The organism is Burkholderia sp. IDO3, assembly GCF_003366075.1.
GTDB lineage: Bacteria > Pseudomonadota > Gammaproteobacteria > Burkholderiales > Burkholderiaceae > Burkholderia > Burkholderia anthina.
In genome coordinates this window covers 389,234-416,064 of sequence record NZ_CP028962.1, presented here as the reverse complement: position 1 = coordinate 416,064, position 26,831 = coordinate 389,234, and the positions used below count along the sequence as shown (strand labels likewise).

Here is a 26,831-nt window from a genome sequence, read left to right as displayed (position 1 = left end):
GTCGATCGAAAACACAACCGCCGCCGGGCCCGCGTCAACCTGACGACATCGCCGCGGCGGCGGTGGCTCACATCACGACTTCTCGAGCAGCACGTAGAACTTCTTCGCGTCCTCGATCGTCTCCCAGCGGCCCGCGAAGCCGGCCGGCAGCAGGTAGCCCTGGCCCGGCGTGAATTCCTTGCGGTTGCCTTCGACGTCGGTCAGCGCGATCCGGCCCTCGACCAGCCACACGGCTTCGTCGGCGGCGGTTTCCGGGAATTCCACCGAGCCGACCTTGCCTTCCCACCAGCCGATGAGGTAGTTGCCGCTCTTGCCTTCGGCCGCGCGCCAGTCGCTTTCGTCCATCCCGAAGTCGAGCTTCGTGAATTCGCCGATGCCTGCGCCGAGCGGCAGGATGTCCTTGATCAATTTGGTCATTTGAATCTTTCGTCTCTCGATTGAAAAAAGCAGAGACAAAGTTACTCATTTACACTGCCCCGGTATGCCCCCCTTCGGGGGGGACAAACCGCGTTTTCCGGGTACGCAGGGGTGGCAGGACTCCGTACCGTATTTCTCCCTAATGACGTTTTCGGCGTTGAACGCTAAAATCGCGCCGCTTTTTACCCGGGGAACCGCATGCTGCTCAACGTGAACCCCTTCCACCGCGACACCGACCGCTTCAACGTGTCGTTCAAGGCGCTGGGCGAGCTGATCGAGACGGTCGGCACGCCGCACTTCGTGCCGCGCCTCACGCAATTGCTGAACGACGTGGTGCCGCTCGACGTCGCGCACGTCGAACGTTCGCGCGTCGACGGCTCGATGCCCACCGGCTACCGCTGCGAATGGATCGGCAGCAGCGGCATCGGCACCGAGGCCGCCGAAATCTCCGACGTGATGACGCTCTACTACGAGCGCTTTCTCGACAGCGATCCGCTGTTCGCGGGGCTGCGCGGCAAGACGGGCACGATGCTGGTCGTGCGCGACATCGCGGCGATTCCACCCGGCGAATTCCGCCAGCGAATCTACGACGACGTGCATATCGGCCACGAATGCGTGCTCGCGCGCGGCACCCGCTATGCGCAGCATTCGATCGCGCTGGAGCGCGGCCGTGACCGCCCGCCGTTCACGCTCGCCGAGATGAACCGCTTTCGCAGCATCAGCGACGTGCTGTTCCCGCTGCTCGAACTGCACGCGTCCACCACCGCCGCGCGGCGCGTCGCGCATCCGACGCCCGAAGTGCATCCGCTCGCGCAGTTCGACGCGCGGATCGCGGCCGACGGCGTGAAGCTGTCCAGGCGCGAATACGAAACCTGCAAGCACCTGATCTCCGGCAAGACCGTGCCGGAAGCCGCCGACATCCTCGGCGTGCGCGTCGCGACGGCCGAGTCGTACGTGAAGCGCGCATTCCAGAAGCTCGGCGTGCGCACCAAGCGCGAGCTCGCCGCATGGGGCTCGGCCGTGCCGGCGTTCCCCGCCTCCGCTTCGCACCACGCCGCCACCGACGACGACGCGCCGCCCGCGATCGCCGGCTGATCGCTCGCGCCCCCAAATCGCTTACGGTTGCGCCGCGTCGATGCGGCAGCACCGCTCGCATCGAGACCCGTCGATGTAAACGTTGCGACTTCAAAATCTTCGGGCCCGCGTTCTCCTCTACCATCGGCCGATCGTTTTTCACCAGAAAGAGGAGACGGCCCCATGCACCGCGAACTGAACCAACCGATGGGCGGCAACGAGATGCCGCGCTTTGGCGGCATCGCCACGATGATGCGCCTGCCGCAGGCCGACACGACCGACGGCCTCGACGTGTGCTTCGTCGGCGTGCCGCTCGATCTCGGCACGTCGAACCGCTCGGGCTCGCGCTTCGGCCCGCGCCAGATCCGCACCGAATCCGTGCTGCTGCGCCCGTACAACATGGCCACCCGCGCAGCACCGTTCGATTCGCTGCAGGTCGCCGACATCGGCGACGTCGCGACCAACCCGTACGACCTGAAGGATTCGGTCCGCCGCATCGAAGAGGCGTACGACGAGATCGTCGCGACCGGCTGCCGGCCGATCACGCTCGGCGGCGACCACACGATCGCATGGCCGATCCTGCGCGCGCTGCACAAGAAATACGGCAAGGTCGCCGTGGTCCACATCGACGCGCACGCGGACGTGAACGACACGATGTTCGGCGAGAAGATCGCGCACGGCACGCCGTTCCGCCGCGCGGTGGAAGACGGCCTGCTGCAATGCGACAAAGTCACGCAGATCGGCCTGCGCGGCACCGGCTACCACGCGGAAGATTTCGACTGGTGCCGCCAGCAGGGCTTCACCGTCGTGCAGGCGGAGGAGTGCTGGAACCAGTCGCTCGCGCCGCTGATGGCGCACGTGCGCGAACGCGTCGGCGACACGCCGGTGTATCTCAGCTTCGACATCGACGGGCTCGACCCGTCGTTCGCGCCCGGCACCGGCACGCCGGAAATCGGCGGGCTGTCGGTGCAGCAGGGGCTGGAGATCATTCGCGGGATGAAGGGGCTGAACATCGTCGGCGCGGACCTCGTCGAAGTGTCGCCGCCGTACGATCCGACCGGCACCACCGCGCTCGTCGGCGCGAACCTCGCGTTCGAAATGCTCTGCGTGATGCCGGGCGTCGCCTACCGCTGATCCGCCCATCCGACCGACAGGAAAACCGTCATGTCCACCGCTGAGCTTTCCCCTTCCGCCGCGACGCGCGTGCTGCCCGCCGCGCATATCGCCGGCCGGCCCGTGCGCACGCATTCCGATGAAGCCGGGGCGCCGATCTTCAACGCATCGACCGGCGAGACGATCGGCTGGCAGGAATTCGCGACGGCCGCGCACGTCGATGCCGCGGTTCGCGCCGCGCATGATGCGTTCGCCGGCTGGCGCGACACGCCGCCCGCCGAGCGCGGCCGCCTGCTCGCGAAGATCGCCGAGCGCGTCGAAGCCGGCCGCGAGCGCCTCGCGGCGCTGCAGATGCAGGTGAGCGGCAAGCCGCCGTTCGAAGCCGACGCCGACGTCGGCGATGTCGTCGCAACCTTCGCGTATTACGCGCAGCTGTGCGACAACCCGGCGCTGTTCGCCGCCGAGCCCGTCGCGCTGCCGAGCGATGCCGTCGAAGCCGAGCGCTTCCACGACGCGGTCGGCGTCGCCGCGCTGATCATGCCGTGGAACTTCCCGATGGTCACGACCGCGTGGAAGCTCGCGCCCGCGCTCGCGGCCGGCTGCACGGTCGTGCTGAAGCCGTCCGAGCTGACGTCGCCGGCCGAGCACGCGCTGATCGACCTGATCGCCGAAGCCGGCGTGCCGGACGGCGTCGTCAACGTCGTGAACGGCGGCGCCGACGTCGGCGCGGCGCTGACCGCGCATCCGCTGATCGACAAGATCTCGTTTACCGGCAGCACGGCCGCCGGCCGCAAGGTCATGCAGGCCGCGGCCGAGGACATGAAGCGCGTGACGCTCGAGCTCGGCGGCAAGTCGTCGCTGATCGTGCGCGACGACGCCGATCTCGACGTCGCCGTGTCGCTCGCCGTCGCGGGCGCATTCACCAACGCGGGCCAGATGTGCTCGGCCACCGCGCGCATCCTCGTGCACGACAGCCTCTATCGCAGCTTCATGGCCGCGTTCGAGACGGCCGTGCGCGCGCTCGTCGTCGCGCCGCCGGGCACCGGACAGGTCGCGATGGGGCCGATGATCTCGGCCGCGCAGCGCACCCGCGTCGACGCGATGCTCGAACGCGGCATCGCCGCGGGCGCGCGCGTCGCGTTCAGCGGCCGCGTGGCCGATAGCGGCGGCGACGGCTTCTTCATGGCACCCGTCGTGATCGCGGAACCGGCCGCCGACAACCTGCTGTGGACCGACGAGGTGTTCGGCCCGGTCGCGTGCGTGAAGTCGTTCCGCACCGACGACGAGGCGATCGCGCTCGCGAACGACACCCGCTACGGGCTCGTCGCAACGATCGTCACGCAAGACGCGGACGTCGCGAAGCAGTTCCAGGCGCGCGTGCGTGCCGGGCTCGTGTGGATCAACGCGCCGCAGCTCATCTATCCGCACGTGTGCTGGGGCGGCTTCGGGTTGAGCGGGATCGGCCGCGAACTCGGCGTCACGGGCCTGCGCAGCTATCAGGAACTGCGCCACGCGATGCGCGCGACCGGTTGACCAGGGCGGCCTTTCGGGCCATTGGCGGCGCCGTGCCCGGTGGGGCTGCGCCGCTTTTTTTGCACTAGCGATATATTCCGTAGAATATATCGCTATCAGCACCTCCGGAGAACCGCCATGCCCCGCACGCCGACGGATCGCGCCCTGTTGCGCGCCGCGCGCGCCCACGCGCCCGCGTCGCCCCTGACGCGCAGCATCAGCACGCTCAGACCGTTGCCGAGCGACGGACGCGCGCAGCAAGTCACGGACGTCGTCGACGCGTTCCGGCGCCTGCGCGGCAGCGTCATGCGCTTCATCCGGCTGTTTTCGGCCGCGACGGACGAAACGCTGTCCGTGCTGAGCCTGCGCGAACTGCTGGCGATGCTCGAAAGCGACGCGCGGGCCGCGCGCTTCACGCGCCTGTCCGCCCTCGAACGGGCGATCGGGCAGGCCCGCAGCCTCGAGCGCACCCGCGACGACGTGTTCTCCGACGCGTTCAGCAACGACCCGGCCGCGATGCGCAACGCAGTGGCCGCGCTGGAGCGCGTCGACGTGCTGCTGGTCGGACTGTGCGTCGAACACGTGATGGAACGCCATATGCAGCAGCCGTCGCCCGGCACGCGCCACGCATCGCACCACGAATCCGCCGTGCCCTGCTGAGCCGCAAACCCGGCGTTTCCCCGGAATTTCGTTCGTTATATTCCGTGGTATATTTCGCCAATCTTTCGCGCATCCGTCTCCGGCCCACCGGGCCCGGATCGAGGTCCACATGCACGCTCCGCCCTTTCGCCTGGCCCGCACGGCGGGCCTGCCGTCGTCCGGCGGCGTTTCGCCCGCCGACGCGGGGCGGATCGACGCCTGCTGCGCGCCGTCCCGTGCGCAACAAGCCGAACTGAAGCGCCGCACGCGCCTGTCCGAGCTCGATTCGAACCTGCACTGCTCGATCATCGGCACCTGCCTGAGCACGCACGAACTGCGCAAGCTCGTGCCGAAATTCACCGATCTGGACCGTCAGCGCGCCACCGACCTGGAAATCCACCACGCGGCCGTCGAGCTTGCGATGGAGGGCGCGGCCGGCGGCAAGGCACTGCACAAGGCGCTCGACGAGCGCTATGCGGGTGCGATCCGTGCGTTCGACAAGGCAAAGGACGCGGACGCACTCCTCGCGCTGTGGCAGGACGCGCTGAAAAGCGGCGACATCCCGCCCGCGTACTGGGCGCTGATGACGCATCCGCGCACGACGATGACCGTGCGCCAGGCCGCGTTCGGCGACCTGCACATGCTGTCGCATCTGGTCGGCGCGGCGAATCGCGCGGATATCCGCCGGCTGGTCGCGTTCGAGGAAGAGCATGCGGTGCTGCACGCGAAGATCGAACGGCAGCAGGCACGCCTGCACGAGATGAGCGTCGAGCGCGACGCCGCGCTGAAGGAACTGGATGCGTACCGCGCACGCGAGAGCGCGCAGCCGATGAGCGCCGAAAGCGTGTTGCGCGACGAAGTGCGCGAGTTGCGCGAAGCGCTGGCCGCGCGCGACGAACGTCTTGCGCTGCACACGAGCCGCCGCGAGGCGGCGGAACAACGGATCGCCGCCGAACAGGCGAGCGCCCGCGCGATGCGCGCGCGGCTCGACGACCTGACGGCGATGGTGAAGACGTTGCGCGCCGAAGCGAGCGCGATCGAACAGGCCGTGCAGGCGTCGACCGACGATCCGGCCGCCCCCGCGGTGGAATCGCTGTCGATCCTGCGGCACAAGCGTGTCGTCTATGTCGGCGGCCGGCCCGGCTCGAATCGTGCGATCCGGCGGATCGTCGAGACGGCGGGCGGCGAAATGACGTTGCACGACGGCGGCATCGAGGACCGCAAGGGCCTGCTGGCTGCAGCGCTGCCGGGTGCGAACCTGGTCGTGTTTCCGGTCGACTGCATCGACCATGATTCGATGAACCTGCTCAAGCGGATGTGCGAGCGTCACCAGATCGCGTACTACCCGCTACGCACCGCGAGCGTCGCCAGTTTCATCGAATTGATCGGGCGGCTCGATGCGCATGCGCGCGAGGTCATGCCGCCGGATGCGCAGACGGGCGAAGCATCGCGCTTCTGCCTGCGGCACGGCTAGGGCGCCGGCACCGCCGACAGTGCGATCGCGCAATCCTCAGCGGCGCACCATCTTCGTGAGCGCGGTGATTTCGTCCGCGCAGGCGGCGTAAGCGCGCGCTTCGATCTCGCGATAGAGCCGGATGATTTCTTCGCCGACCGGCGTGAGCACGCTGCCGCCGCCACTCTGCCCGCCGTGCTCGGACATGGTCGCCGGCGACTTCAGCGACCGGTTCAACTCGTCCATCAGCAGCCACGCGCGCCGGTACGACATCTCCAGACTGCGCGCCGCCGCCGAAATCGACCCGTGCTCGCGCACGGCCTCGAGCAGCGCAACCTTGCCCGGCCCGAGCGCGATCGTGTCGCCCTGCTGGATGCGCATTCTGAACCGCACCGCTGGCTTGGGGTGTGCCGAAGTCTTCATGTTGTCCGCCGGTTGAACGATGCGGGCAAGCATACACGAAGGCAGGCCCCGCGCAGCGCCGGCTCAGAGTTCGAGCACGCGTGCGACGATCCCCGCCAGCCGCTTCACGTGACGCGGCGCGGGCATGACGTCCGCGCCGGAAAACAACAGCGGCGCGCCGTCGTCGATCGACAGTGGCGTGTCGCCGCACTCGAACGCGACGATCACGCGTTCGCCGACCGGCGTGTTGAACAGTTCGTGCCAGGAAAACGTGACCGCGTAGCCGTCGTGCGCATGCGCGATGAACACCATGCGTTTGAAGTCGCCCGGCATGTCGTTGCGCAGCCCGGCCGCTTCGATCAGATCCGTCAGCCGCGCGCCGCGATACGGCTCGACCGAGCGGATGAAACGGTTCGTCGTGAAGCAGCGCAGGTCGAACGGCTCGGCGCTCACGCACGCGTGGCGCCGCAAGTCGTCGAGCGTGACCGTCATCGGCCGCTCGAAGGCGCCGGCCAGCGCGATCGAACCCGCCGCCGAACCCGCCGTCGCCTCATGCGCCGAAGGCGCCGTCGTGCCTGCCATCTCCATCGCCCGCCTCCGTGCCGGCGCCGCCGGGCAGCGCCATCGTTGTATCGACGAATATATTACGCCGGGAAACGGCCGCGCAGCAGGATGCGTGCCGCATAGGCGGGATAACGGCGCCGGATCACGACAGCACGATCTGCTTGATGGCCTTCCTGAGATGCTTGTAGCCGTCGACCGACTCCGCCTTCTGGTCCGTCACCAGCGTGCCGATCCGCGCGGGTTCGCAAAAGCCGATCCGGCTCGTCGTGCCGAGCTTGCTGAAATCGGCGAGGATCGCGACGTCCGCCGCGTTGGTCACCATCGCGCGCGCGACTTCCGTTTCCATCCGGTCGTAGTTCGTCGCGCCGCGCACGTGATCGACGCCGACCGGCGACAGCAACGCGAGATCGGCCCGGTAGCGGAAGATCTCGGCGACCGTCCCGTCGCCGACCGTCGCGGCCGCGCGGCTGCCGATCATCCCGCCGAGCAGGATCGTTTCGTTCTTCGCCTGCCCGGGGTCGCTCGAGCGCATCTTCAGCGCGACGTCGATCGAGTTCGTGACGATCGTGAGGCCGGACAGCTTCGACAGTTCCTCGGCCAGCAGCGTGGTGGTCGTGCCCGCGTCGATGAAGAGCGTCTGCGAGCCGGCGACGAGCCGGGCCGCGGCGCGCGCGATCGCGAGCTTCGCCTTCACGTGGGTTTGCGCACGCTCGGCGATCGGCGCTTCGTCGCCCACCTGCACCGCGCCGCCGTGCACGCGCTTCAGTTCCCCCATCGCCTCGAGATCGACGAGATCGCGGCGCACGGTTTCCCGCGACACGTTCAGGTCGGCCATGATCCGGTCGGTGGAAACGCGCTGCATCTTCGATAACAGAAGCCGGATCCTCTGATATCGCTCTTCTTGCCACATGAAATGTCCTCGGAAATGAACGTCAATGTTATTCGAACCGGGTCTATGCGGCGCTTTCCTCCATCTTTTTGATGCCGACGAGGGTCTGCAGGGATTGACGGACCGCCTGGAACTCGCTGCTCGTCATCTTCGAAAACACCACGTGGATCCGGTCGTCGTCCGGCGTCGCGTCGTCCTGCTCGATGACGAACTGGACGATGCGCGCCTGGTCGATCCCGGGCATCGCCTGCAGCGACGTCAGCTTCACCGCGCCACGGCTCGCGAGGATGCGCACGCCCCAGCGCTGCCGCGCGGCGAAAAAGCGTTTCTCGATCGGCTTCAGGCCCGCGAGGATCGCCAGCACGATCGCCGTCGCGGCGATCGCGGCGACGTACATCCCGCCGCCCACCGCGAGCCCGACCGCCGCCACGACCCACAGGCTCGCCGCCGTCGTCAGGCCGCGGATGATCTCGCCGCGCAACATGATCGACCCGGCGCCGAGAAAGCCGATGCCCGACACGACCTGCGCGGCGACCCGCGACGGATCGAGCGACACGTTCTTCGCGTTCTGGATGTCCGCGAAGCCGAATGCGGACACCACCATCACGAGCGCGGCGCCGACGGCCACCAGCATGTGCGTGCGCAGCCCGGCCGCCCACGACAGCCGCTCGCGCTCGATGCCGATGATGCTGCCGAGCAATGCGGCCAGCAGCAGCCGGGAAATGATTTCCATCTGACTGATCATTCGAGTTCTCCTTCCTTGACCCAACTTAAATGAACCGCGGGCCGCGCGGCGTGCCGCACGACTTCGCCTGCTTTCGTTTTCCTGACGACCCGACTTCGTCGCAAGTTGTATTTTTGTGCGAACTTGCGATTTTGTGCGTTCTAATATACGGTACGAAACACAACACGGCTAGACCCAGATTCGTTTGTTTCATCCGATCAATACGATCGACGTCGGCCCCCGCCGGCCCCACCACGCAGCACGATCCGGAATACTTGCTTAGGAGACCAACATGACGAAAAAGGTATGGATGCTGGCCGCAACACTGGTCGCGTCGATCGCGACGGCACCCGTTCACGCATCCGAAGGCGACGTCTGCAAGAAGGTGACGCTCGGCGATGTGGGCTGGAGCGACATCGCGGCCACCACCGGTGTCGCGATGATGCTGCTCGACGGGCTCGGCTACGAAACCAGCAAGACGATCGCGTCGCCGCCGATCGTGCTGGCCGGCGTGAAGAAGGCGCAGATCGATGCGTTCCTCGGCTACTGGGATCCGAGCATGACGCCGACGGTGAAGCCGTTCGTCGATGCGGGCGCCGTGCACCTGCTGCCGCAGCCGAACCTGGTCGGCGCGCGCTACACGCTGGCCGTGCCGCAATACGCATCGGACAAGGGCCTGAAGAGCTTCGCCGACATCGCCAGATTCCGCGACCAGCTCGACGGCAAGATCTACGGGATCGGCGCCGGCAACAACGGCAACGCGCTGATCCAGCGGATGATCGACAAGAACGAATTCGGCCTCGGCGGCTTCAAGCTCGTCGAATCGAGCGAGGCCGGGATGCTGGTCCAGGTGACGCGCGCCGTGCAGGAACACCGGATGATCGTGTTCCTCGCGTGGGAGCCGCATCCGATGAACATCAACTACAGGATTTCCTATCTGGAAGGCGGCGACAACGTGTTCGGCCCGAACTACGGATCGGCGAAGGTCTACACGGTGGTCACGCCGGGCTACCTCGAACACTGCCCGAACGTCGGCCGGCTGCTGACCAACCTGAAGTTCACGACCGACGAAGAAAACCAGCTGATGGTGCCGATCATGAACCACGCGGATCCAGTCGCGGTCGCGAAGGACTGGGTGAAGAAGAACCCCGGCGTGCTGTCGAAGTGGCTCGACGGTGTCACGACCATCGACGGAAAGAACGCCAAGGACGCGATCGACAAGCTGATCGGCGCGTAAGCACGCAATACAAGGACTTTTACATGCACAAGCATCTCGCGCTGTTCGATCTCGATCACACGCTGCTGCCGCTCGACAGCGATCAGGCCTGGAGCCGCTTCATCACCCGGGTCGGCTGGCGGGAAGACGACGAGCACGCCGCGTTGATCGACGAGCACTACGGCCACTACGCGGCCGGCACGCTCGACATGGACGCGTATCTGGCCGTGACGCTCGCGCCGCTCACCCGCTATCCGCGGGAACAGCTCGAGCGCTGGCACGCGCAGTTCATGGACGAGGTGATCCGGCCGGCCATCACGCCGCAGGCGCGCGCGCTGGTCGAGCGCCATCTCGGGAACGGCGATCTCTGCTGCATCGTCACCGCGACCAACGTGTTCGTGACGGGGCCGATCGCGGCCGAGTTCGGGATCGAGCATCTGCTCGGCATCGAGCTCGACACCGACGACGGCACGCCCGGCGGGCAGTTCACGGGGCGCAGCACCGGCGTGCCGAGCTTCCGCGAAGGGAAGATCGTACGCACCACCGAATGGCTGAAATCGCTCGGCTACACGCCGTCGGATTTCGAGCGGACCTACTTCTACAGCGATTCGATCAACGACGTGCCGTTGCTGGACTACGTCACGCATCCGGTCGCGACCAATCCCGATGCGCGACTGTCGGATGTCGCCGGCACGCGCGGATGGCCTGTCATGAAGTTGTTCTGATTCGGGCGATATTCTCGGCTGTTCATTTCATGTCAGGAGGGGCAATGAAATCAGGAACAGGCAAGACGACTTTCAATCACTCAGGAATCCGACTCGATTCGGGTCGGCACGAAACCGCACCGCTGCCGCGTACGGAACACCGCCTTCCGTACTGGCGCGGTGTCTTCATGATCGCGCTCGTTTGCACGCTGGCCGGATGCGGCGATGGCGACGCCGGCGCGCCCGGCAATCTCGCCGCGAACCGCGCGTCGGTGTCGAGCCCGGCCGCCGCGCCGGTCCTGCACTGCGCCACCGCATGCCACTGACGGGCGCATGCCCACGTCCGCACGACGGCCGTCGCAATGCGCCGCCCACGATGCACGGCGGCGCCCGGCCAGTCCGAGCGGCCACTCACGACAGAGAGCGATCATGCAAAACAAATCCACGACACGACGTCAGTTCCTCGCCGATGCGCTGAAGCTCGCGGGCGCCACCGCGGTCACCGGCATGCTGCCCGAAAGCATCCTGCGCGCGCAGTCGATCCCGGCGGCCACCGTCACCGGCACCCTTCAGGACGTGAAGCACGTCGTGATCCTGATGCAGGAAAACCGGTCGTTCGACCATTACCTCGGCACGCTGCGCAGCACGCGCGGCTTCGGCGACCCGCGCCCGGTCGTGATCTCGAGCGGCTATCCGGTCTGGCGCCAGCCGTGGCTGCTGTCCTACGCGTTCCCGTTCAACCCGTCGTCGCCGGCCGGCGTCGCGAACGGCGACACCTACTACGGCGACCTCGACCACAGCTGGAGCGGCACGCACAGCGCCTGGAACAACGGCCGCTACGACAACTGGGCCGACGCCAAAACCAGCGGCACGATGTACTACTTCACGCAGAACGACATCCCGTTCTATTACGCGCTGGCGAGCGCGTTCACCGTGTGCGACGGCTACCACTGCTCGATGCTCGGCCCGACGGACCCGAACCGCCTGTATCTGTGGACCGGCTGCTGCGGCAACGTGCCCGGCTATGCGCCGTACACGACCAACACGATGACCGGCACCGGCTGGACCACGATGCCGGAACGGCTGAACGCGGCCGGCGTCACGTGGAAGTTCTACCAGGACAAGGGCAACGGGCTGGATTCAGGCCACGGCTACGGCGAATACAACGGCTCGAGCAAGGATCTCTGGTGGAACGGGAATTACGGCGACAACGTGATTCTCAACTTCAGGCAGTACCAGAATCTCGGCGCGAACGATCCGCTCGCGCCCGCGCTCAACGGCACGCAGATCGATCCGAGCGGCGGCGGCACCGAATACGACACGCGTCTCTTCAGCCAGCTGCAGGCCGACGTCGCGAACGACACGCTGCCGCAGGTATCGTGGATCGCCGCGCCGTATGCGTACTGCGAGCATCCGTCGTGGGCCGCGAGCGGCGGCGAATGGTATGTGAGCAACGTGCTCAATGCGCTGACGTCGAACCCGAAGGTATGGGCCAGCACCGTGCTGCTCGTGATGTACGACGAGAACGACGGGTTGTTCGATCACGTGCCGCCGGCCGTGCCGTCGAGCGCGTATGCGGGCACCGGCCAGTCGACGGTGTCGACGGCGGCGGAATTCGTCGGCAGCAGCGGCGCCGCGTCCGACGGCTCGGCGAGCGGCGACGTGCCGATCGGTCTCGGCCCGCGCGTGCCGATGTTCGTGATCTCGCCCTGGTCGAAAGGCGGCAAGGTCAACTCGCAGGTCTTCGATCACACGTCGGTGATCCGCTTTCTGGAAGCGCGCTTCGGGCTGCAGGAAACGAACATCACGCCGTGGCGGCGCACCGTGTGCGGCGATCTCACGTCGGCGTTCGACTTCACGAACCCCGACCAGACGATTCCGGCAATCCCGAGCCCGGCCAGCAACATGAACCCGAACGGCTCGACCGTCATCATCCCGCCGGCCACCACCACCGCGGTGCCCGCTCAGACAGTCGGCCGCAACGCCGCATGCCGGCTGCCGTACGAGTTCTTCGTGCAGGGCAAGGTCAACCGGTCCGGCAAGACGCTCGCGCTGACGATGACCAACACCGGCACGGCAGGCGTGCATCTGCAGGCGTGGGTCGACGGCACCAGCACGATTCCGCGCCAATACACGATCGGCGCCGGCGCGAACGCGTGCACGAACCTGGCGGACGCGCTCGCGCTGAATTCGGCCGGCGGCTACGACTATTCGGTCTACGGACCGAACGGATTCCTGCAGACGTTGCGCGGCAGCATCGGCGCGTCGGGAAATACGGGGTCGCCGGCCGAAGTGAGCCTCTGCTACGACGTGCAGAACGGCAACGTGCAGATCACGCTCGACAATACCGCGGGCTCGAGCGCGACGACGTTCCAGCTCGTCGACAACGCGTACGGAATGAACGCCGCGCAGTCGGTCAGCGTGCCGGCCGGCGCGACGCGGGCCGTCACGTGGTACGGCGACGCCGGCTGGTACGACGCGAGCATCCGCGACGCGAACGATCCGAACTTCCTGCGTCGCGTGGCCGGCTGCGTGCAGGCGCAATCCGGCGCGCTGCTGACCGATCCGGCGATCGGCAATACGAACGGCAAGTTCGTCCCGGTGCTGTCGTCGCAGGGGGCGTCGTACGGCACGCTGCGGTTCGACTACGTCGTGCCGCCGTGGCGCCACAGCCCGAAGAACTGGGTCGGCATCTACGCACGCGGCGCGCAGCCGACCAAGGGCGGCTACAAGTCGTGGGCGTATCTGCCCAAGAGCACCGGCTCGCTGCTGTTTTCATCGACGGCCAACAGTTCGCTCGCGCCGGGCCAGTACGATGCGTGGTTCCTGTTCGACGACGGGTATACGCCGCTGGCGGGCCCCGTCGCGATCGGCATCTGAGGTGCGCTGCGCGCCCGGCGACGCGTTCGCGGCACGTCGCCGGGCGCCCTGTTCACGCTTATACGAGCAGGTCTTCGTAGAACGCGCCGAACGGGCGCGTCGGGTGCGCGATCTGGATTTCCAGGATCCACAGCCCGGCGGCGGGCGCGCCGTCGAAATCGCCGAGATTGCCGGCCTTGTAGATCGCGTGCGGGAAATCGCTGACGCGATGGCCCTTGATGTCGACGTTCAACCGGAAGCCGTGCGCGTCGGCGCGCCGCGCCGCGAATTCGTACAGTGCGATGCCCGCGCATCCGGTGCTGCGCCAGTGGTGCTCGACTTCGTCGTAAATGACGCGCGCGGCCTGCGCGCAGGCCTGCATGTCCGGATCGTCGCCGCAGACGAAGGTCGCGCCCGCGTCGCCCTCGTGCTTGTTCCACACGGCGCCGAGGTCGATGAAGAAGATGTCGTCGGCCGCGAGTACCGGGTCGTCGATCGAGCGTTCCTTGAAGGTGCGCAGCGTGTTCTCGCCGAAGCGCACGAGGATCGGATGCCAGATCAGAGCAGCAAAAGCATAACCCTTTGATTTTTAACCTAAAGCCTCGCGCCGGTCAAAACGCAAGCTACTTAGGTTTTATTGATTTTTCCGGGGTTTTCGGGAGCCTGTTTTTTGTCTAGGTCACAGATTGGGCACATGGCCGCTCGGTCAAACTCGTACGCCAGTCGCCAATGAAACCGAAGCTCGGCGCACGCATGGGCTCGGAAAACCAGAAGTCCGTATAGGCCGCGACATTCGGAGCCACGAACCAATGCGCGTATCCGTCCGCGTCAATCGCCCACCACCGGGCATTCTTCGGCGCCTTCTTCCAATCAACCTCTGAATTGCCCATTATGACCTCCGCCGTGACGACGGAAGTCTAGATGATCAATGCGCCTCCGCAAGCATTTCCGCGAGAGCGCTCTCCGTCGCTCGATAGCCGTCGTCATACAGGCGCTGCCGTGTCGCAACTGTCATGTGCCGATCGAACGAACTAGCATATCCGGTCGGCACGCGTACGATCGTCGCGCCATTTACGGTATCGAGATCGACGTGCGTCGCCTCGCATGCGGCCAACATCAGGTCGATGATGCGTGGCGCGAGCGTCGGCAAGCCGTACTCGCCAGGCGGCAGCGGATCGTCGTCGGATATGAGATAGATCCCGACTCGCGGCACGCTGTCGACCGTCAGATCGCTCACCGGCATGTTGTCGCACGTGCCGCCGTCGACCATCAGGCCGCCGGCCACCGCGACCGGCGCGAATACGATCGGGATCGACGCGCTTGCGCGCGCGGCCAGCGCAACCGGCACATCGGGCGTCGTCTCCCTCGAGAACTGGAACTCACGCTCGGTCAGCAGGTTCGCCGCGATCACCTTCAGGTCGACGTCGAGCTGCGCGAACGTCTTGCTGCCCGTCACGCCGAGCAGGTACTGCTGCAGCGCGTCGCCCGAGCACAGCGCCTGGTGCCGGATGAGCGCCCACGGCGAAAACCCCATCATGCGCGACCAGTCGAGCTCCATCAGGATCTGGCGCATGACGTCGAGCGGCATGCCGGCGGCGAACAGCGCCGCGATGATCGAGCCGCCGGACGTGCCGGCGAGCTCGATGATCGTGTATCCGGCATCCTCGATCGCCTGCAGCGCGCCGAGGTGCGCGGCGAGGCGAAAGCCGCTGCCGCTGAGAGCGACGCGGATCGGCTTCACTGAATCGCACTCCCCGCGAGCGGCGACGAGGCTTCCGTCGCGGGAGTAGCGAGCGGGAACGCAACATCGATCATGCCCTTGATCGTGCCGATCGCAAGCACCGCGGTGACCTGGTCGGACTGCGACAACCCGGACGCCTTCACGATCGTGATGAGCAGCGGCGCGACTGCCGACGAGATCGACTGCACATTGACCACCGTGACGGTCGCGCCGACCGCACACGTCGCGTCGACGCCCGGCGCGATCTTTTCGTTCAGAGTGACAGCCGCGCCGCCGGTGAATACACCGGCTTGCGACAGCGTACCGATCTCGGATTGCAGCAGCGGACACACCTTCGCCGCGACCTGGGAGGGAGTCTGCAGGGTCAGCGACGAGCATGCGCTGAACAGCGCAGCGGACGCGACAACGCCTGCCGCGAGCAGCATCGAAAAACGCTTCATGGGAAATTTCCTTACTTGAGGATCTTGAGCGCCGTCACCGCGGCGGATGTTGCCGCGCCAACGACATCGGATGCCGCTGACGCGGCGGTTGCCTGCCCTGCGAATGCCTCGACATCGGTTTCGCGGAGTGAGATGGCGTAGCTGTTATCGGATTGATGCGTAAATGTCGCCTCGACGGTCGCCATCTGCTTACCGTTCCAGACACGCAGCACACAGCAGCTGACCGGCATGCCGGCCGAATCGATCGTTGGCGAAACCTCGTATCGAGCGATGCCCGCGTATCGCAGTGAATCGCAGCCAGCCAGTGCGAGACACATAGATAGCGCGACTGCGGCGCGGATCACTGGATCGTCGGCGCCGGCGCCGACTGCTGAGTCGGGGGCGCCGGTACCGGTGCCGACGTGGCGGCCACGGGAGCGGCGCTGGTGGCCTGAGACAGCGCAGGTTCCAACAGTTCCGCCGTTCCGGCCAGTCCGGTCACGATCGGGCCGACTGAGCCGGCCGTAGCGTGATAGACGCCTAGACCGGCCAGCGTATAACCGATCGCATCCACCAGCGACTGCGGCGGAACGTAATGCAGCAGCACCAACGCAAGCCACGCACCAAACAAAAGGACGGCGGCGATGAACTTCATCCACGGGTTCATGTGGGATTACCTCCTAGAAAATGCCGCGGGTGCGGCGGATTAAGATGCGAGGCCAAGCGCCGCCTTGCAGGAATTCCAGAGCGCTAGGCGGTCGGACATACCGTTCGGCGTCGCCACCGAGCGCGGATTGCCCAGATTGATCGCGCGACTAATCGACAGGAAGTCTCCCGCGTCTGCGAATGCACTCAGAGCGTTGTCTGCCCAGAACTGAGCGGACGCTTCGGCCGCGACGCTCGGCTGCGCGATCAGGTCGGGGTTGCCCTCGAGGTCGATGCCGATCTTCTGTCCCATCACACGGAAGTTGTAACGGCCGGTGATCTGTAGCAGGCCGCCGCCGCGGTACCGCAAGCCATCCCCGGCCTGCGCGTTACCGAGTTCCTTCGCCTTGGCGGCCGGCGGCTCGTATGCACGTTGCGCGGGCGTCGGCCCCCAGATCTCCCGGAGCCACTGAAGGCGCCCCGACTCGTGCCCGCACTGTGCGAGAAACGCGGCCTGCCGCACCGGAGAGTCGATCGCGTACAGCGCCATCGCGGCCGAGAGTGGATCGGCCCATGGAGTCGCGCGCGCGAGCGGAATCTGCAACGCGGAGGAAAGAGTTTGTGGTGTCACGGTCATCCCAGAAGCAGTTTCACGACAGCGTTTGCCCAGTCGGGAATTGGTTCGTGCCGCACGTAGCGAAAGACGATCACGCCGATCGTGCTGAACGCGAGCGTCGGGCCGGCGACGTGCCTGATGAGGAATCGCCACGCGTCGGCGAGACGGCACAACGCGCGCACCGCACGCGCACCGCCCTCCCACGTGTCGACCATCGATTGCGTATTCGCCTGAATGGATTTCGTGTCCGTTCGGAGGTCGGCCATCTCGGCGACGAGCGTGTCGATCTTCTCGTCCTGTCGCTGGAGGTGTTGATCCTGTTGCTGCAGATGAGCCTTCACCTGCTCATCACTTTCATCGATCCGCTGCTCCAGTTTCGAAAAGCGTCGATCGCCCGCTCGCAGGCGCTCCTCGACGCGCGTACGCGCCGTTGCGGTATCGGCCATCTATCCCCCGGAAATGAAAAAACCGCCCGAAGGCGGCTCTCGGCCCTACTTGCAGGCGTTTGGTATTTGCAATCAGTTACCGATGCGTCCCGCGATTACAGAATCAATTTGAGCGAGCTGCGAAGCCGTGAGCGCTCCGGTATAAAACGCTGCCACGCCCATCACGCATTCAGCACCTAAGAACGGGTTCGATGATGGCGCGGTATGACTTCCAATCGAAGGATTCGAAGTCGGCACCGGACCGCTTTGTGCTCCGCCGGCAACTTGAACGCCGTCGACCCGCAGAGAGAATGTCGTGGGCGTCCAGTAGACTCCTACGACGTGCCGGCCACCGAACGGCAATACCGTTGGGCTCAACCCACCGTTCGAAATCGATACGTTGCCGATCACAACCCCGAATTGATCACCTGACGCCGTCGCCTTTCTCGCGAGCCAGATTCGGGATGTCGAGGAATCCTCGCTGCCGATCAATCCCTGCGTCACAGCTCCCGCCGTCGGAGAGTTGTTCTGGATCCCGACGACCATGTAGCCCGTTCCGGGAAGCGACAGCGACGTATTCAGCATCGAACTTCCGCCCGGGAACGTGATCCCTGGCATGTTGTTGATCGCTGTCGATCCGTACACCGGCTGATTTGCAACGGTGGTTTGCGTTGCCGAACCTCCGTTCTGCCCGGCCCATGCCGATACTGCTGCCGTGGTTGCGTCGCGTGTGACGCTGCTGGGCTTGTTACGCCATCCCTCGAGCAACTGACCGGCGGGCAACGCCAGGAAGAGACCGATTTTCGGATATGCGCCCGCCGGAAGTGTTCCTGCAATTTTGATGACCGCACCCATGCAGCCCTCCCCGATTAAATAGCTTTGAGAAATTTGTTCATCAACAGGCCAGACACGACTCGGCCACCTGCGGCCGACAGGTGCAAAGCATCACCCCAGAGCCCCATCGGCTGCGTTACCGAGTAGCCGGGCAAGAACGCATACAGATTCAGGAGTTCGACATTTGCAACAGACTGAGCGAGCTCATTCATCGCATCTCGATACGACGTGAGCAGTGCAGGAACGCTTGATGCGTCGCCGTTCGGCGGCGGCGCCACGAGCACAATTGCAGCGTTCGGAGCCGCGCTGCGATATGCCGTCAACACGACATTGAGCTGCTGCTTGAATGTTGCGTTGCTGACGCTTTGACGGGAATCGTTCGTGCCCAGGATGATCACGATCACGTCAGGATTGATCTCGCTGATGTACGAAGCAGACATCGGGCTGACCGGCCCCCACTGCGTTGTCGTCGACCCTCCGTTGCCGGCCTTGCTGAACTCGACTCCGGACGCCGTGCGTGTCGCATAGCCCCCATACATGGTGACCGTTCCAGCGTTGCCGACCAGGTCGAAGACGATCGAATGTGTTGCGTCAGCCAATCCAGAGATCGCGATGGATTTGAGCGTCCCAGTGCCGCCGCCCGCGACTGTCACGGGCGAGCCGCCGTCGACCGTATATCGGAAGGTCCCGCTATCGTCCTTGTAATACCACTTCAGCGCCTGAGTCTTCAGCCCCGAGATCGTGATCGTGTCGGTCGTACCCGTTGCATACACTGCATGACCATCCAGAGAATTCGAATTCGCCGGATCCATGTCATAGAGCGTCCATCCGGACGACTTGACCAGCGTTGCGCCGTTGAGCAGTTGGCTGATCCCGCCGGGCTCATCGGCATGGACACTGACCCAGCCATTTCCCGATTGCCCATATGCCGTATAGAGAGCCTGAGAAAGGGCCGTGGCCGTCTCGTTGAGGTGTTCCGTCCACGAATCTCCCGTAAACACGACCTTGGCGATGCCATTGCCGCCGAGGATGGCCGCAAGTTTCGCCCGCCAGCTATAGAGCGAATATCCTGGCGTCGATGGCGGAGCTGCAACGATCGTAGGAGGCAACAGATCGCTGGAAAGACCGCGAGCGCACAGCAATCCACTGTCAAACCAGAGAACGACATTCCCACTACCGTCGGCGATAACGGGAAAGAAGTCAGCATCGAACGGGTTGCTGCTGAACAACCCATCGAAATACGGTCTTCCTACGATCCCCGCCATCAGGTCGTCTGAAAGCCCATTCGCGGCGCCGAGTTTCCCGCCCTCCAGATGAACCGCCACGTTTCCTTGGTCGTCGACCACAACAGGCACATAGTCGGCAAGAAAGGGATTGATATTGAAGTTTTCGTCGATGAATGCGGTGCTCGGATACTGCGCGATGAGCACCGACGTAGATGCATCGACACGCCGATATTCATACGCTGCAACATCTCCACTGCCCTGTACCTTGAATGCCTGACCGTCGGTGACGGCCGCACGACCAGTCGGCTCATCGATATATACGCCTGACTGAATCAATGCCGCATCGCGAGCCGAGCTCGCCGCGGAAGCACTTGCAGATGCTGCTGCAGCGAGTCCATTGACGATCGGGACCGATGCTGCCGCCTCATCGATGTTTGCCTGATTGTCTCCGATGAACTTTGACAGCGATGGGACCTGTCGGCCGTCCGTCGTTGTGTATGCATCATCCGGGCCGCCGTTCGCAAATGCATCCACCCGTCCGGCGTTATCCTGAAATCCCGCTACTGCATCGGGGAGGCTAGAATAGGTCATATTTACTTAGGCATAAAAAAGCCGCCCGAAGGCGGCTGGAGATATTTTTTCGTTATGCGGGAGGGGAAAATGCCCATGATCCGTCCGACTGCTGTGCCGCAGCCCAACCAATCTCCACCGGATATGTGATCTCAACTACCAACGCCCCTGATGGCGGCTCCCATCCACTATCAGATACGTCAGTATTGCCATCCCAAACAATCACGTTCGCGACGACGCCATTTTCGATAAGAGCGTAGTTTCCAGTTGCCATATCATCACCATTCGAACAACACAAATCCCTGCACTGCATTACCGCCAGCCCCGCCATTACCGGCGCCGCTGTTGTAAACGCCCGATCCACCACCACCGCCTGCGCCATATCCATACGCAGCTAGGCCAGCAACCCCAGACGTAGCCGAGCGTGCAGCTGCACCGCCGCCGCCAAATGGTCCCGAAGCCCCGGTACCACCAGCGCCTGTGGCATTCCCATTCGTGGCATCATTGCCGTAGCCCCCCGATGGAAACCCAGACCCAGGACCGCCTCCGGTCGCATTCGACCCCGCGGCAGATGTAAAGCCGCCTCCGCCACCACCGCTACCGCCTGCCAAGGTCGTTGCCACTCCGCCGTTCCAACCAGAACCGCTGATGACAGTGTTTCCGCCAGTTGCGCCAGCATTCCCGCTGCCACTTCCACTGACAGATGCGCCTGCTCCGGCCGCCCCGATCGTGATCGTGACCGTTGACCCTGGAACCACTGCGACAGGCTGCCTGATAGCTGGCTGACCCGCGCCACCGCCACCACCACCGCCAGACCAACCTGCCGTTCCTCCCGATGACGCGGCTCCGCCATTGCCGCCCCCGCCACCACCGGCACACCCAGACAGCCATACCTGCGTCACACCAACCGGTACAGTCCACGAACCGCTGCTAGTGAAACGCGCAAACCGAGACGCAGCAGTTCTTTCAGCCGAAACTCCGATCGCCTGCGCCAATTGGTTCTGCTTCGTCTTATCTGGGGAGATTCCGGCCGCCGATAACACGTTCAGCAGCTCCATCATCACCGCATTCATGAAATCTGACCGGAGCACCGTCGGAGGCGCGCCCGTTGCAGGATTCCCGTCGGAGAAAAACCCTGGAGTGCCGGCATCGGCCGGAGGGGGCATCGTTCCGACCACTGTCGGATCATCGTATTGATACATCGATACTCCTAGTCGTTTAACCGTTGCTCAATGAGTCAGGCAGTTGCACGTTCACGACATTGTCGAGATACGCTGCGCCATATGGGCCAAGCAGATCGTAGAGATCCACTGAATATCTAAATTGCAGAATGGTTTGCGCTGGCTTCATCGAATTCAATTCGCATTCGAGGACAGCATTCCCCCAACTTTGAAGGGGTTCACCCATATAGGACTCGCCCATACGGAATTGACTGACACTCTCTATTGGCACCCAGACGGCCCATGTATGGGCCCAATCTTGACTGCCTAGCGACCCAGTCATGGATGACTGCCCCATCCGAAATGGCTGGTATTGCTCGATGATTGCCGGATAACCCAACGCCGACAGTTGCTCATAGAAGAACGCGACTGATTGGCCACCCTGGTTGATGAATCGGGCGACTACCTGATTTCGGCGAGCGCTGATCGTCGGTGACGGCCCGGCGCATGCATCGGGAAGCCCAAGGCTGCTTTCCCATTCTGGAAGAAGCTCAAGAGTCGTGGCTGGGAATGCATCGACGAGCAAATAGTTGGCTCGCGCCGTCTGACGCTCATAACTTGGCGCGATACCTCCAAGGACTTTCGTCTGAACGGCATCGCTGGCACGCGGCCATATCCTGCCGCGAGGCATCAGCCCTTGAAGCGCGCGAAGGAAGTCAGCCGCAGTAAAGTTCGGTGCAAACATGACACCTCATACGTAGAGCACGTTCGCAAGAACCGGGATCTGCCCGACCCCACTGGTGATGTTCCCGGGATACGTCGTCGTAGTCGTACCCACGACACCTTGAATCAGGTCGACCAGGAACCCACTGGTACCGGAAACAGAGCGTATGGCCGCGGAAATATCATCTCGATTGACCGTCCCTGATCGGGGGTCTCCATTTCGGAAAAGCACGTCCGAGATCGCAGCAGCAATGGCCTGACGCGTTGCCGTCGTAGCCCCCATCAAACCCGAAAGTGTGATAGTCAGATTGTTCGCGATCGGCGAGCACGAATACACCAGAGCCGTTACCGGTTGAACCTTGACGATGGAATCCGCCACAACCAATTGATCGCCTGTCGCAACCGTCCCGCGCGGGATACCTCCGGGCCCCTGATCAAACTGTGAGATACCATCGGCTCCCTGGGGAAAACCGCCGTGGACTGCTTCGGCTTCATCCCACATCGTATAGACGACAACGGTACCGGCGCCGAAACCGTTCGGCGAACACCAGGCACGCGTCACCCCTGCAACATCTTTCGCCCACCCAACATAGTCGTCGACATCCCCGCCTTGCGGCGAATTTTGATACGCCTCCAGCATACGTTCGCGCAGACTATCGTTCTCCTCAATGTCAGCGCCGGACGATACGTTACTGGCGATAGCTCCTGATGTGAGAATTCCATCCACAGCTGCGCCTAGCGAAACAGCCGTTCCCGGGTCGGCGTTTCCCGATGCCCCTGCAATGTCGGCTACGATCGTGACGGTAACGTCTCCACCAGGCCCAACGGTTCCGGTTGTCGACGTGGTATATGACACACCGTCACCGCGAACTACTGCCGTGCCGGCGCTCAACACCTTTCCAGGCGTCCCGGTGAAACTCGCCGTCAACTGCGCTTTCGAAGCCGCTTTGCGATACACCTTCTTCAACGCAGCCCAACCTTCGAGATATTCGTCTTCAGCCGTAAAAGGAACGGACATCTTCGAGATCCAGTCCAGATAGCCAAACTGAAGGTTTGACATCCCCGCTTGAATCTTCCCGATCACGCGAAGCACAGCAAATCGCAGCAATGCATCTGCGCCCTGCAGCGATGACGAAATGTCCGCTGCCACTTCCGACATCAGAGTCGAAAGTGATTTTCGTTGGAATGGCATGTCAGGAGAGCTGTTTCCAGGCCCACGCATACGTCATCGAGATCTGCGGGCCGTCGGGTTGATACAGGGCAATCTGAGCGCCAAGAAATGTGTCTCGCACCCATTGCGTCTGCGCATCGATACTTGCGACCACACCATCATCGACGAGCCACTGGAGAGCTTCGAGGATGTAGTCGCGAGCGTCGTTCAAAACTTCTTGCGTCTGCTTCGAGCGGTCTAGGAGCCAGAGACGGGAGCCTATCGGCTTATCCTCGCCGACATCACCCCACCATCCTCGCGGATCACCTGTCCCATCGGGAATTGCATCGTCTGGGTTGCAAATGCGATCGGTGAAGAGACTGATCAGGACCGCGCTCTGAAGATCATTTCCAGTTACCAGAGCCGGGGCGACAAACTCCCAGTCGCCGCGACTGTTGTCGACGTCCCAAATTACAGTGATGTCTGACATGCATCACTCCCGCTGTGTCGGCACTTCGGATATGACCGTGCTGCTGCCGCCTTGCACGTTCTTCACCTGGTGATTGTGGCCGTTGAAGATCACCCGATCACCGGCCATGCTTCGGCCCGTCGTATCGCAGTTGTCGACGATGTCGCCGGTGCATTCAAGCAGTGCAGTCTCAGCTCGAATTTTTGGGGTGTTCGTCAACGTGATCGGATTGCCACCGCCATTCACCACAATCCCACTCCCCGAGAGATACACCGACTGCCCCTTGTCATCATGAATCGCGACCTCGCCAGTCGACAACCCAACAAGACGGTATTTAGCGTTCGACGTAGCGATCACGATTCCATCATTACGATCGCCGTTTTTCGAGCCGATGATGGCCTGGGTGCCAGCTGGCGGATTTGACGTGTATCCGTATTCCGCAAAGCGCGGAATGTCCGGAAGCAGCTCCAACCCGTTCACGCGAACCTGAAGAGTCTGCACCTTCTGCGAATCGTCGACGAGCGTGATCGTGCCGCGCGCCATCATCAGGAGAATCCGGCGCGCGAGCCTGTTGAGCTGATCAAGCACTATCCCTCCGCGGGCGTTTGAATCGATTCGTCCATTGGCAGCGTATCGAGCGCAACCGGCTCGGGCAGGAACCCTTGCCTCGGCCCGAACACGAGTTCGGCATGCGTGCCGTTTTCATTGAGGATGTACGACACTTCCGCGAGCAGGAGCATCGTCCCATCGGGAACGCCTACTGCGCCGGCCGACACTGGGTAATTGATGTTCGGTGTCCACGGAACGCCATCCGCATCGCGCCAGTTGTCAACCATGGTGCGAACACGCCGTGATCGGCCATACGCACGCGACGCCATCCAGTTCACCCGCTTTTCGACGAACTGGCGGTCCGTCGCGCTCTGCTCCGACACGAAGTAAGTCGGTCTAAGCCTTCCCGCTGTGCTTTTCGCGATGACGGTAACAACAGGGAGATTCTCGACGCCCTCGTCGTCAGCACCCATGCTGTATGCACTCAAAACGGCATTGAACGTACTGAACGTGCCCAGCGTCGTTTTCGTGCAAACGATGGCCTCAATGTTCTCGCCGAGCGCAACTCCTGAATCGCCCTCTTCAGTGCCAGCCGTCGAGATCACCAGCTCTCCGCCAGCGCCCTCGTAGACGAGAACGCCGCAGTACCGGGCATAACGCTCGATGACTTCCCACGCTGTTTCGGTGATGCTGACGAGCTGTCGCGGCAGCACCGGAATCTGATCAAGCAATTTCTGCGTTGCGTCGTCAGCAATCGAGACCTTCACGGAATACGGCTGGGCGATTGCTGTGCAAAGTTCCAGCAGCTTCGTGTTCGCATTAATTTTGTCGATACGGCACGAGCAATCGATCAGATCGGCCAGCTTCCCGCGCCCCGAAATCCGGACGTCATGTGTCCGCGGCGTCATGATCGACTCGATCGTTTCGACATAGCCCGTCAGGACAACGTCATCACCGATCGAAACCTTGATCGGCGCACCCTCTTTCGATACGAGTTTGAGCGTGTTCGCATCGGCCGAACAGGTCAGATCAAACGATGACGTGGCGAATTCGATCGAACGCGTTATCCGTACGCTTTTCCAGCCTGTCAGCGAAAGTCCGTCCTGCGTCAAGAGAACGCGCACTTCGTCTGCTGCGGGCTTCGCGCCCACGGCATCGACGATACGGTCTGCGTTCGACATCAGAAATTGCCCGGTGAATATGCGTATTGATCGCCAAGCGGCGCTTGTTGTCGATCGGTCTTCATGTCCGCCTCCACATTCGGAGACGAAGTCACATTCGCGCTCGTGCCAGCTGGCGGGTTCTTGTGCACAATCTCGATGCGGACCTTCCCCGGCTCACCGGTTGCCGGTCCGAGCTCGGTATCCAGTTGTCGCGCAATTGCCGCTCGACGCTGATCTTCGACGGGATCACCGTGCCGTTCGTACAGAGACGAGATCCGCGCCGATTTCTCGCCCACATCTTGCGTATCCATAATCGCTCGCCCGGCCCGGGACTCCGTGTTCTTCAATTCCCATAGCGAATACCCCATTTGCTCTTCAGGGGTGGCGAGCGAAAGCGGGCGACCGAAGGTCTGCTGGTAGATCTTTTGCCGCTCCTTTCCCCACTGGAAATAACCAACATGGCCGCTTTCGTTCTGTGCACGTGGATCAAAGCTGCTTTCACGATGGGCTTGCGCTGCCATGCCGATAGCAAGTGAGCGGTCCGCCCCGTGGTTCATGTACCACTCGACCATCGAGCGCGCCTGCTCGAGTTGCGACCCGTTGCCGACCGAGGTCTTGGTGTTCAGCTGATCCATCGTGTACGGCCCGCGGCCGCGCAACGAATTCCCAAATCGCTCAAACCCATCCCAGATCCGCTGCTCGGTGCTATCCGAGCTGTTCGGCTGAGCCTGCGGGCGGCTTCGCCCGCTCGCGGCGTCGAAGAAGAACTGGATCCCGTTGAGTATCGAGTTGAGGGCCGGCTCCAAGTCGCTCAGAACCGTCGTCTTCAGACGGTCGTAGGTGATACTCAGTTTCGCTGATGCGTCCGCATACTCGCGGGCGCGCTGAATATCCTGCTCAGTCGGAACATAGGCTTTCGCGGCCTGCAGATCCGCCGCAACTTGGCCGGGTCCTCGATTCAAGAAGTCGATCAGCGATCCCGCGCCGGCAGCATTGAGGAAGTTCTGCGCACCTCCATACTTGCCCTGCTTGCGCAGCGTTTCCGAATAGGCCGCCAGCTTCGTGAGCACTGTCTCGATGGAATCCAGGCGCGCCGGGTTCGTGGAGATGCCGGCGGCCTGAAAGCGCTTGAGCGCCTCCGGGTTACGGTTGTTCAGTGCATCGCTGTACGACTGCCGAACTTGCTCGATACCTGCATTCGCCTGCTCGGGAGACAACCCTGCAAGGCGCCCTGCATACTGAACGCCGTAGGCTGTTGTCGTCGGCAACCCGGTCCGAATCCCGAGATTGTTCATCGAGCGCACCGACGATGCCCATTGCGATTCCATCTGCGCGATTTTCATCGTCAGCGCTGTCACACCGCCGATGATCCCCGCCTTTCCAACAAAGCTCGCAATCTCGGAGATCGCGCCACTGTTCGAGGTAAGCCCGAGCGAAATGGATCGCCCGATATTGCTGAGGGCGCCCTTTTTCGCTTGCGCCTGCAGCTTTGCCAGGCTGTTCTGAACCTTCCCGATCGGGCCGGATGCCTGGTTATTCGCGGTGATCGCGATCGAAATTTTGCTCGCCATAGCC

At 63.6% G+C, this 26,831-nt stretch carries 30 protein-coding genes; 9 read left to right on the top strand and 21 right to left on the bottom strand.

Annotated features, from left to right (window positions below; all coding sequences use genetic code 11):
- Positions 1 to 72: 72 nt before the first annotated feature.
- Positions 73 to 417, bottom strand: coding sequence for a cupin domain-containing protein (locus DCN14_RS02055; protein WP_027789860.1), 345 nt, complete (start codon positions 415 to 417; stop codon positions 73 to 75).
- 198 nt (positions 418 to 615) lie between these two features.
- Here DCN14_RS02055 and DCN14_RS02050 point away from each other — a divergent pair, with 198 nt between their 5' ends.
- From DCN14_RS02050 to DCN14_RS02030, 5 genes are all read left to right on the top strand, one after another.
- Positions 616 to 1,512, top strand: coding sequence for a helix-turn-helix transcriptional regulator (locus DCN14_RS02050; RefSeq protein WP_096507904.1), 897 nt, complete (start codon positions 616 to 618; stop codon positions 1,510 to 1,512).
- Positions 1,513 to 1,674: 162 nt separating this feature from the next.
- Complete coding sequence (gene speB, locus DCN14_RS02045) at positions 1,675 to 2,625, top strand: agmatinase (RefSeq protein WP_096507905.1); 951 nt, start codon at positions 1,675 to 1,677, stop codon at positions 2,623 to 2,625.
- Between the two features lie 30 nt (positions 2,626 to 2,655).
- Complete coding sequence (locus tag DCN14_RS02040; protein WP_096507906.1) at positions 2,656 to 4,137, top strand: aldehyde dehydrogenase family protein; 1,482 nt, start codon at positions 2,656 to 2,658, stop codon at positions 4,135 to 4,137.
- A 117-nt stretch (positions 4,138 to 4,254) separates the two neighbouring features.
- Entirely contained in the window at positions 4,255 to 4,776 is a 522-nt protein-coding gene (locus tag DCN14_RS02035) for a hypothetical protein (RefSeq protein ID WP_240327243.1), read from the top strand.
- 109 nt (positions 4,777 to 4,885) lie between these two features.
- Positions 4,886 to 6,229: a DUF2325 domain-containing protein gene (locus DCN14_RS02030; protein ID WP_096507907.1), complete on the top strand. Its 1,344-nt coding sequence runs from the start codon at positions 4,886 to 4,888 to the stop codon at positions 6,227 to 6,229.
- Between the two features lie 36 nt (positions 6,230 to 6,265).
- Here the strand turns inward: DCN14_RS02030 and DCN14_RS02025 are convergent, their stop codons facing one another.
- From DCN14_RS02025 to DCN14_RS02010, 4 genes are all read right to left on the bottom strand, one after another.
- On the bottom strand, positions 6,266 to 6,589 hold the full coding sequence (locus DCN14_RS02025) for a LysR family transcriptional regulator (protein ID WP_096507908.1): 324 nt from the start codon (positions 6,587 to 6,589) through the stop codon (positions 6,266 to 6,268).
- 105 nt (positions 6,590 to 6,694) lie between these two features.
- Positions 6,695 to 7,198, bottom strand: coding sequence for a molybdopterin-dependent oxidoreductase (locus DCN14_RS02020; protein WP_096507909.1), 504 nt, complete (start codon positions 7,196 to 7,198; stop codon positions 6,695 to 6,697).
- A gap of 118 nt (positions 7,199 to 7,316) precedes the next feature.
- Complete coding sequence (locus DCN14_RS02015; protein WP_096507910.1) at positions 7,317 to 8,084, bottom strand: DeoR/GlpR family DNA-binding transcription regulator; 768 nt, start codon at positions 8,082 to 8,084, stop codon at positions 7,317 to 7,319.
- Between the two features lie 43 nt (positions 8,085 to 8,127).
- Positions 8,128 to 8,808 carry an MgtC/SapB family protein gene (locus DCN14_RS02010; protein WP_096507911.1) on the bottom strand — a complete coding sequence of 227 codons (681 nt, stop codon included), beginning with the start codon at positions 8,806 to 8,808 and terminating at the stop codon, positions 8,128 to 8,130.
- A 271-nt stretch (positions 8,809 to 9,079) separates the two neighbouring features.
- Here DCN14_RS02010 and DCN14_RS02005 point away from each other — a divergent pair, with 271 nt between their 5' ends.
- From DCN14_RS02005 to DCN14_RS01990, 4 genes are all read left to right on the top strand, one after another.
- On the top strand, positions 9,080 to 10,024 hold the full coding sequence (locus tag DCN14_RS02005; protein WP_096507912.1) for a choline ABC transporter substrate-binding protein: 945 nt from the start codon (positions 9,080 to 9,082) through the stop codon (positions 10,022 to 10,024).
- Between the two features lie 23 nt (positions 10,025 to 10,047).
- On the top strand, positions 10,048 to 10,728 hold the full coding sequence (locus DCN14_RS02000) for an HAD family hydrolase (RefSeq protein ID WP_096507913.1): 681 nt from the start codon (positions 10,048 to 10,050) through the stop codon (positions 10,726 to 10,728).
- Between the two features lie 167 nt (positions 10,729 to 10,895).
- Positions 10,896 to 11,033 (top strand): hypothetical protein, encoded by a 138-nt coding sequence (locus tag DCN14_RS38560; RefSeq protein WP_239008054.1) that lies wholly within the window; start codon positions 10,896 to 10,898, stop codon positions 11,031 to 11,033.
- Positions 11,034 to 11,136: 103 nt separating this feature from the next.
- Positions 11,137 to 13,587: a phospholipase C, phosphocholine-specific gene (locus DCN14_RS01990; RefSeq protein ID WP_096507915.1), complete on the top strand. Its 2,451-nt coding sequence runs from the start codon at positions 11,137 to 11,139 to the stop codon at positions 13,585 to 13,587.
- 58 nt (positions 13,588 to 13,645) lie between these two features.
- Here the strand turns inward: DCN14_RS01990 and DCN14_RS01985 are convergent, their stop codons facing one another.
- The 16 genes from DCN14_RS01985 to DCN14_RS01910 form a co-directional block, all read right to left on the bottom strand.
- Positions 13,646 to 14,107 carry a M24 family metallopeptidase gene (locus DCN14_RS01985; protein WP_240327242.1) on the bottom strand — a complete coding sequence of 154 codons (462 nt, stop codon included), beginning with the start codon at positions 14,105 to 14,107 and terminating at the stop codon, positions 13,646 to 13,648.
- A 384-nt stretch (positions 14,108 to 14,491) separates the two neighbouring features.
- Positions 14,492 to 15,307: a patatin-like phospholipase family protein gene (locus DCN14_RS01975; protein WP_096507917.1), complete on the bottom strand. Its 816-nt coding sequence runs from the start codon at positions 15,305 to 15,307 to the stop codon at positions 14,492 to 14,494.
- A complete protein-coding gene (locus DCN14_RS38555; protein WP_096507918.1) occupies positions 15,304 to 15,747 on the bottom strand; it encodes a hypothetical protein in 444 nt (147 codons plus the stop codon). The genes DCN14_RS01975 and DCN14_RS38555 overlap by 4 nt, the downstream gene beginning before the upstream one ends.
- An 11-nt stretch (positions 15,748 to 15,758) precedes the next feature.
- Positions 15,759 to 16,064 carry a hypothetical protein gene (locus DCN14_RS01965; protein WP_143331716.1) on the bottom strand — a complete coding sequence of 102 codons (306 nt, stop codon included), beginning with the start codon at positions 16,062 to 16,064 and terminating at the stop codon, positions 15,759 to 15,761.
- 23 nt (positions 16,065 to 16,087) lie between these two features.
- On the bottom strand, positions 16,088 to 16,393 hold the full coding sequence (locus DCN14_RS01960; protein WP_115531351.1) for a hypothetical protein: 306 nt from the start codon (positions 16,391 to 16,393) through the stop codon (positions 16,088 to 16,090).
- 39 nt (positions 16,394 to 16,432) lie between these two features.
- Positions 16,433 to 17,008: a glycoside hydrolase family 19 protein gene (locus DCN14_RS01955; RefSeq protein ID WP_240327241.1), complete on the bottom strand. Its 576-nt coding sequence runs from the start codon at positions 17,006 to 17,008 to the stop codon at positions 16,433 to 16,435.
- On the bottom strand, positions 17,005 to 17,433 hold the full coding sequence (locus tag DCN14_RS38550; protein WP_240327240.1) for a hypothetical protein: 429 nt from the start codon (positions 17,431 to 17,433) through the stop codon (positions 17,005 to 17,007). The genes DCN14_RS01955 and DCN14_RS38550 overlap by 4 nt, the downstream gene beginning before the upstream one ends.
- Positions 17,434 to 17,505: 72 nt before the next feature.
- Positions 17,506 to 18,267 carry a hypothetical protein gene (locus tag DCN14_RS37795; RefSeq protein WP_143331717.1) on the bottom strand — a complete coding sequence of 254 codons (762 nt, stop codon included), beginning with the start codon at positions 18,265 to 18,267 and terminating at the stop codon, positions 17,506 to 17,508.
- Positions 18,268 to 18,281: 14 nt separating this feature from the next.
- Entirely contained in the window at positions 18,282 to 20,063 is a 1,782-nt protein-coding gene (locus tag DCN14_RS01945) for an SGNH/GDSL hydrolase family protein (RefSeq protein WP_096507922.1), read from the bottom strand.
- Between the two features lie 52 nt (positions 20,064 to 20,115).
- Positions 20,116 to 20,430 carry a hypothetical protein gene (locus tag DCN14_RS37790; RefSeq protein ID WP_143331718.1) on the bottom strand — a complete coding sequence of 105 codons (315 nt, stop codon included), beginning with the start codon at positions 20,428 to 20,430 and terminating at the stop codon, positions 20,116 to 20,118.
- Positions 20,431 to 21,260: 830 nt separating this feature from the next.
- Positions 21,261 to 21,947, bottom strand: coding sequence for a putative phage tail protein (locus DCN14_RS01935; RefSeq protein WP_096507923.1), 687 nt, complete (start codon positions 21,945 to 21,947; stop codon positions 21,261 to 21,263).
- 6 nt (positions 21,948 to 21,953) lie between these two features.
- On the bottom strand, positions 21,954 to 23,084 hold the full coding sequence (locus DCN14_RS01930) for a baseplate J/gp47 family protein (protein ID WP_240327239.1): 1,131 nt from the start codon (positions 23,082 to 23,084) through the stop codon (positions 21,954 to 21,956).
- Between the two features lie 34 nt (positions 23,085 to 23,118).
- On the bottom strand, positions 23,119 to 23,565 hold the full coding sequence (locus DCN14_RS01925; protein ID WP_096507925.1) for a phage GP46 family protein: 447 nt from the start codon (positions 23,563 to 23,565) through the stop codon (positions 23,119 to 23,121).
- A 3-nt stretch (positions 23,566 to 23,568) separates the two neighbouring features.
- On the bottom strand, positions 23,569 to 24,132 hold the full coding sequence (locus DCN14_RS01920; RefSeq protein WP_240327238.1) for a phage baseplate assembly protein V: 564 nt from the start codon (positions 24,130 to 24,132) through the stop codon (positions 23,569 to 23,571).
- On the bottom strand, positions 24,132 to 25,274 hold the full coding sequence (locus tag DCN14_RS01915; protein ID WP_096507926.1) for a phage baseplate assembly protein: 1,143 nt from the start codon (positions 25,272 to 25,274) through the stop codon (positions 24,132 to 24,134). Before DCN14_RS01915 ends, DCN14_RS01920 begins: the two co-directional genes overlap by 1 nt.
- Positions 25,274 to 26,827, bottom strand: coding sequence for a phage tail tip lysozyme (locus tag DCN14_RS01910; RefSeq protein WP_096507927.1), 1,554 nt, complete (start codon positions 26,825 to 26,827; stop codon positions 25,274 to 25,276). The genes DCN14_RS01915 and DCN14_RS01910 overlap by 1 nt, the downstream gene beginning before the upstream one ends.
- Between the last annotated feature and the right edge of the window lie 4 nt (positions 26,828 to 26,831).

Excerpts from the sequence above, each read along its gene's own strand:
- DCN14_RS02055 (WP_027789860.1), bottom strand. The coding sequence starts at position 417 with ATGACCAAATTGATCAAGGACATCCTGCCGCTCGGCGCAGGCATCGGC.
- DCN14_RS02050 (WP_096507904.1), top strand. The coding sequence starts at position 616 with ATGCTGCTCAACGTGAACCCCTTCCACCGCGACACCGACCGCTTCAAC.
- speB (WP_096507905.1), top strand. The coding sequence starts at position 1,675 with ATGCACCGCGAACTGAACCAACCGATGGGCGGCAACGAGATGCCGCGC.
- DCN14_RS02040 (WP_096507906.1), top strand. The coding sequence starts at position 2,656 with ATGTCCACCGCTGAGCTTTCCCCTTCCGCCGCGACGCGCGTGCTGCCC.
- DCN14_RS02035 (WP_240327243.1), top strand. The coding sequence starts at position 4,255 with ATGCCCCGCACGCCGACGGATCGCGCCCTGTTGCGCGCCGCGCGCGCC.
- DCN14_RS02030 (WP_096507907.1), top strand. The coding sequence starts at position 4,886 with ATGCACGCTCCGCCCTTTCGCCTGGCCCGCACGGCGGGCCTGCCGTCG.
- DCN14_RS02025 (WP_096507908.1), bottom strand. The coding sequence starts at position 6,589 with ATGCGCATCCAGCAGGGCGACACGATCGCGCTCGGGCCGGGCAAGGTT.
- DCN14_RS02020 (WP_096507909.1), bottom strand. The coding sequence starts at position 7,198 with ATGGAGATGGCAGGCACGACGGCGCCTTCGGCGCATGAGGCGACGGCG.
- DCN14_RS02015 (WP_096507910.1), bottom strand. The coding sequence starts at position 8,084 with ATGTGGCAAGAAGAGCGATATCAGAGGATCCGGCTTCTGTTATCGAAG.
- DCN14_RS02010 (WP_096507911.1), bottom strand. The coding sequence starts at position 8,808 with ATGATCAGTCAGATGGAAATCATTTCCCGGCTGCTGCTGGCCGCATTG.
- DCN14_RS02005 (WP_096507912.1), top strand. The coding sequence starts at position 9,080 with ATGACGAAAAAGGTATGGATGCTGGCCGCAACACTGGTCGCGTCGATC.
- DCN14_RS02000 (WP_096507913.1), top strand. The coding sequence starts at position 10,048 with ATGCACAAGCATCTCGCGCTGTTCGATCTCGATCACACGCTGCTGCCG.
- DCN14_RS38560 (WP_239008054.1), top strand. The coding sequence starts at position 10,896 with ATGATCGCGCTCGTTTGCACGCTGGCCGGATGCGGCGATGGCGACGCC.
- DCN14_RS01990 (WP_096507915.1), top strand. The coding sequence starts at position 11,137 with ATGCAAAACAAATCCACGACACGACGTCAGTTCCTCGCCGATGCGCTG.
- DCN14_RS38555 (WP_096507918.1), bottom strand. The coding sequence starts at position 15,747 with ATGAAGCGTTTTTCGATGCTGCTCGCGGCAGGCGTTGTCGCGTCCGCT.
- DCN14_RS01965 (WP_143331716.1), bottom strand. The coding sequence starts at position 16,064 with ATGTGTCTCGCACTGGCTGGCTGCGATTCACTGCGATACGCGGGCATC.
- DCN14_RS01960 (WP_115531351.1), bottom strand. The coding sequence starts at position 16,393 with ATGAACCCGTGGATGAAGTTCATCGCCGCCGTCCTTTTGTTTGGTGCG.
- DCN14_RS01955 (WP_240327241.1), bottom strand. The coding sequence starts at position 17,008 with ATGACCGTGACACCACAAACTCTTTCCTCCGCGTTGCAGATTCCGCTC.
- DCN14_RS38550 (WP_240327240.1), bottom strand. The coding sequence starts at position 17,433 with ATGGCCGATACCGCAACGGCGCGTACGCGCGTCGAGGAGCGCCTGCGA.
- DCN14_RS37795 (WP_143331717.1), bottom strand. The coding sequence starts at position 18,267 with ATGGGTGCGGTCATCAAAATTGCAGGAACACTTCCGGCGGGCGCATAT.
- DCN14_RS01945 (WP_096507922.1), bottom strand. The coding sequence starts at position 20,063 with ATGACCTATTCTAGCCTCCCCGATGCAGTAGCGGGATTTCAGGATAAC.
- DCN14_RS37790 (WP_143331718.1), bottom strand. The coding sequence starts at position 20,430 with ATGGATATGGCGCAGGCGGTGGTGGTGGATCGGGCGTTTACAACAGCG.
- DCN14_RS01935 (WP_096507923.1), bottom strand. The coding sequence starts at position 21,947 with ATGTTTGCACCGAACTTTACTGCGGCTGACTTCCTTCGCGCGCTTCAA.
- DCN14_RS01930 (WP_240327239.1), bottom strand. The coding sequence starts at position 23,084 with ATGTCGGAAGTGGCAGCGGACATTTCGTCATCGCTGCAGGGCGCAGAT.
- DCN14_RS01925 (WP_096507925.1), bottom strand. The coding sequence starts at position 23,565 with ATGTCAGACATCACTGTAATTTGGGACGTCGACAACAGTCGCGGCGAC.
- DCN14_RS01915 (WP_096507926.1), bottom strand. The coding sequence starts at position 25,274 with ATGTCGAACGCAGACCGTATCGTCGATGCCGTGGGCGCGAAGCCCGCA.
- DCN14_RS01910 (WP_096507927.1), bottom strand. The coding sequence starts at position 26,827 with ATGGCGAGCAAAATTTCGATCGCGATCACCGCGAATAACCAGGCATCC.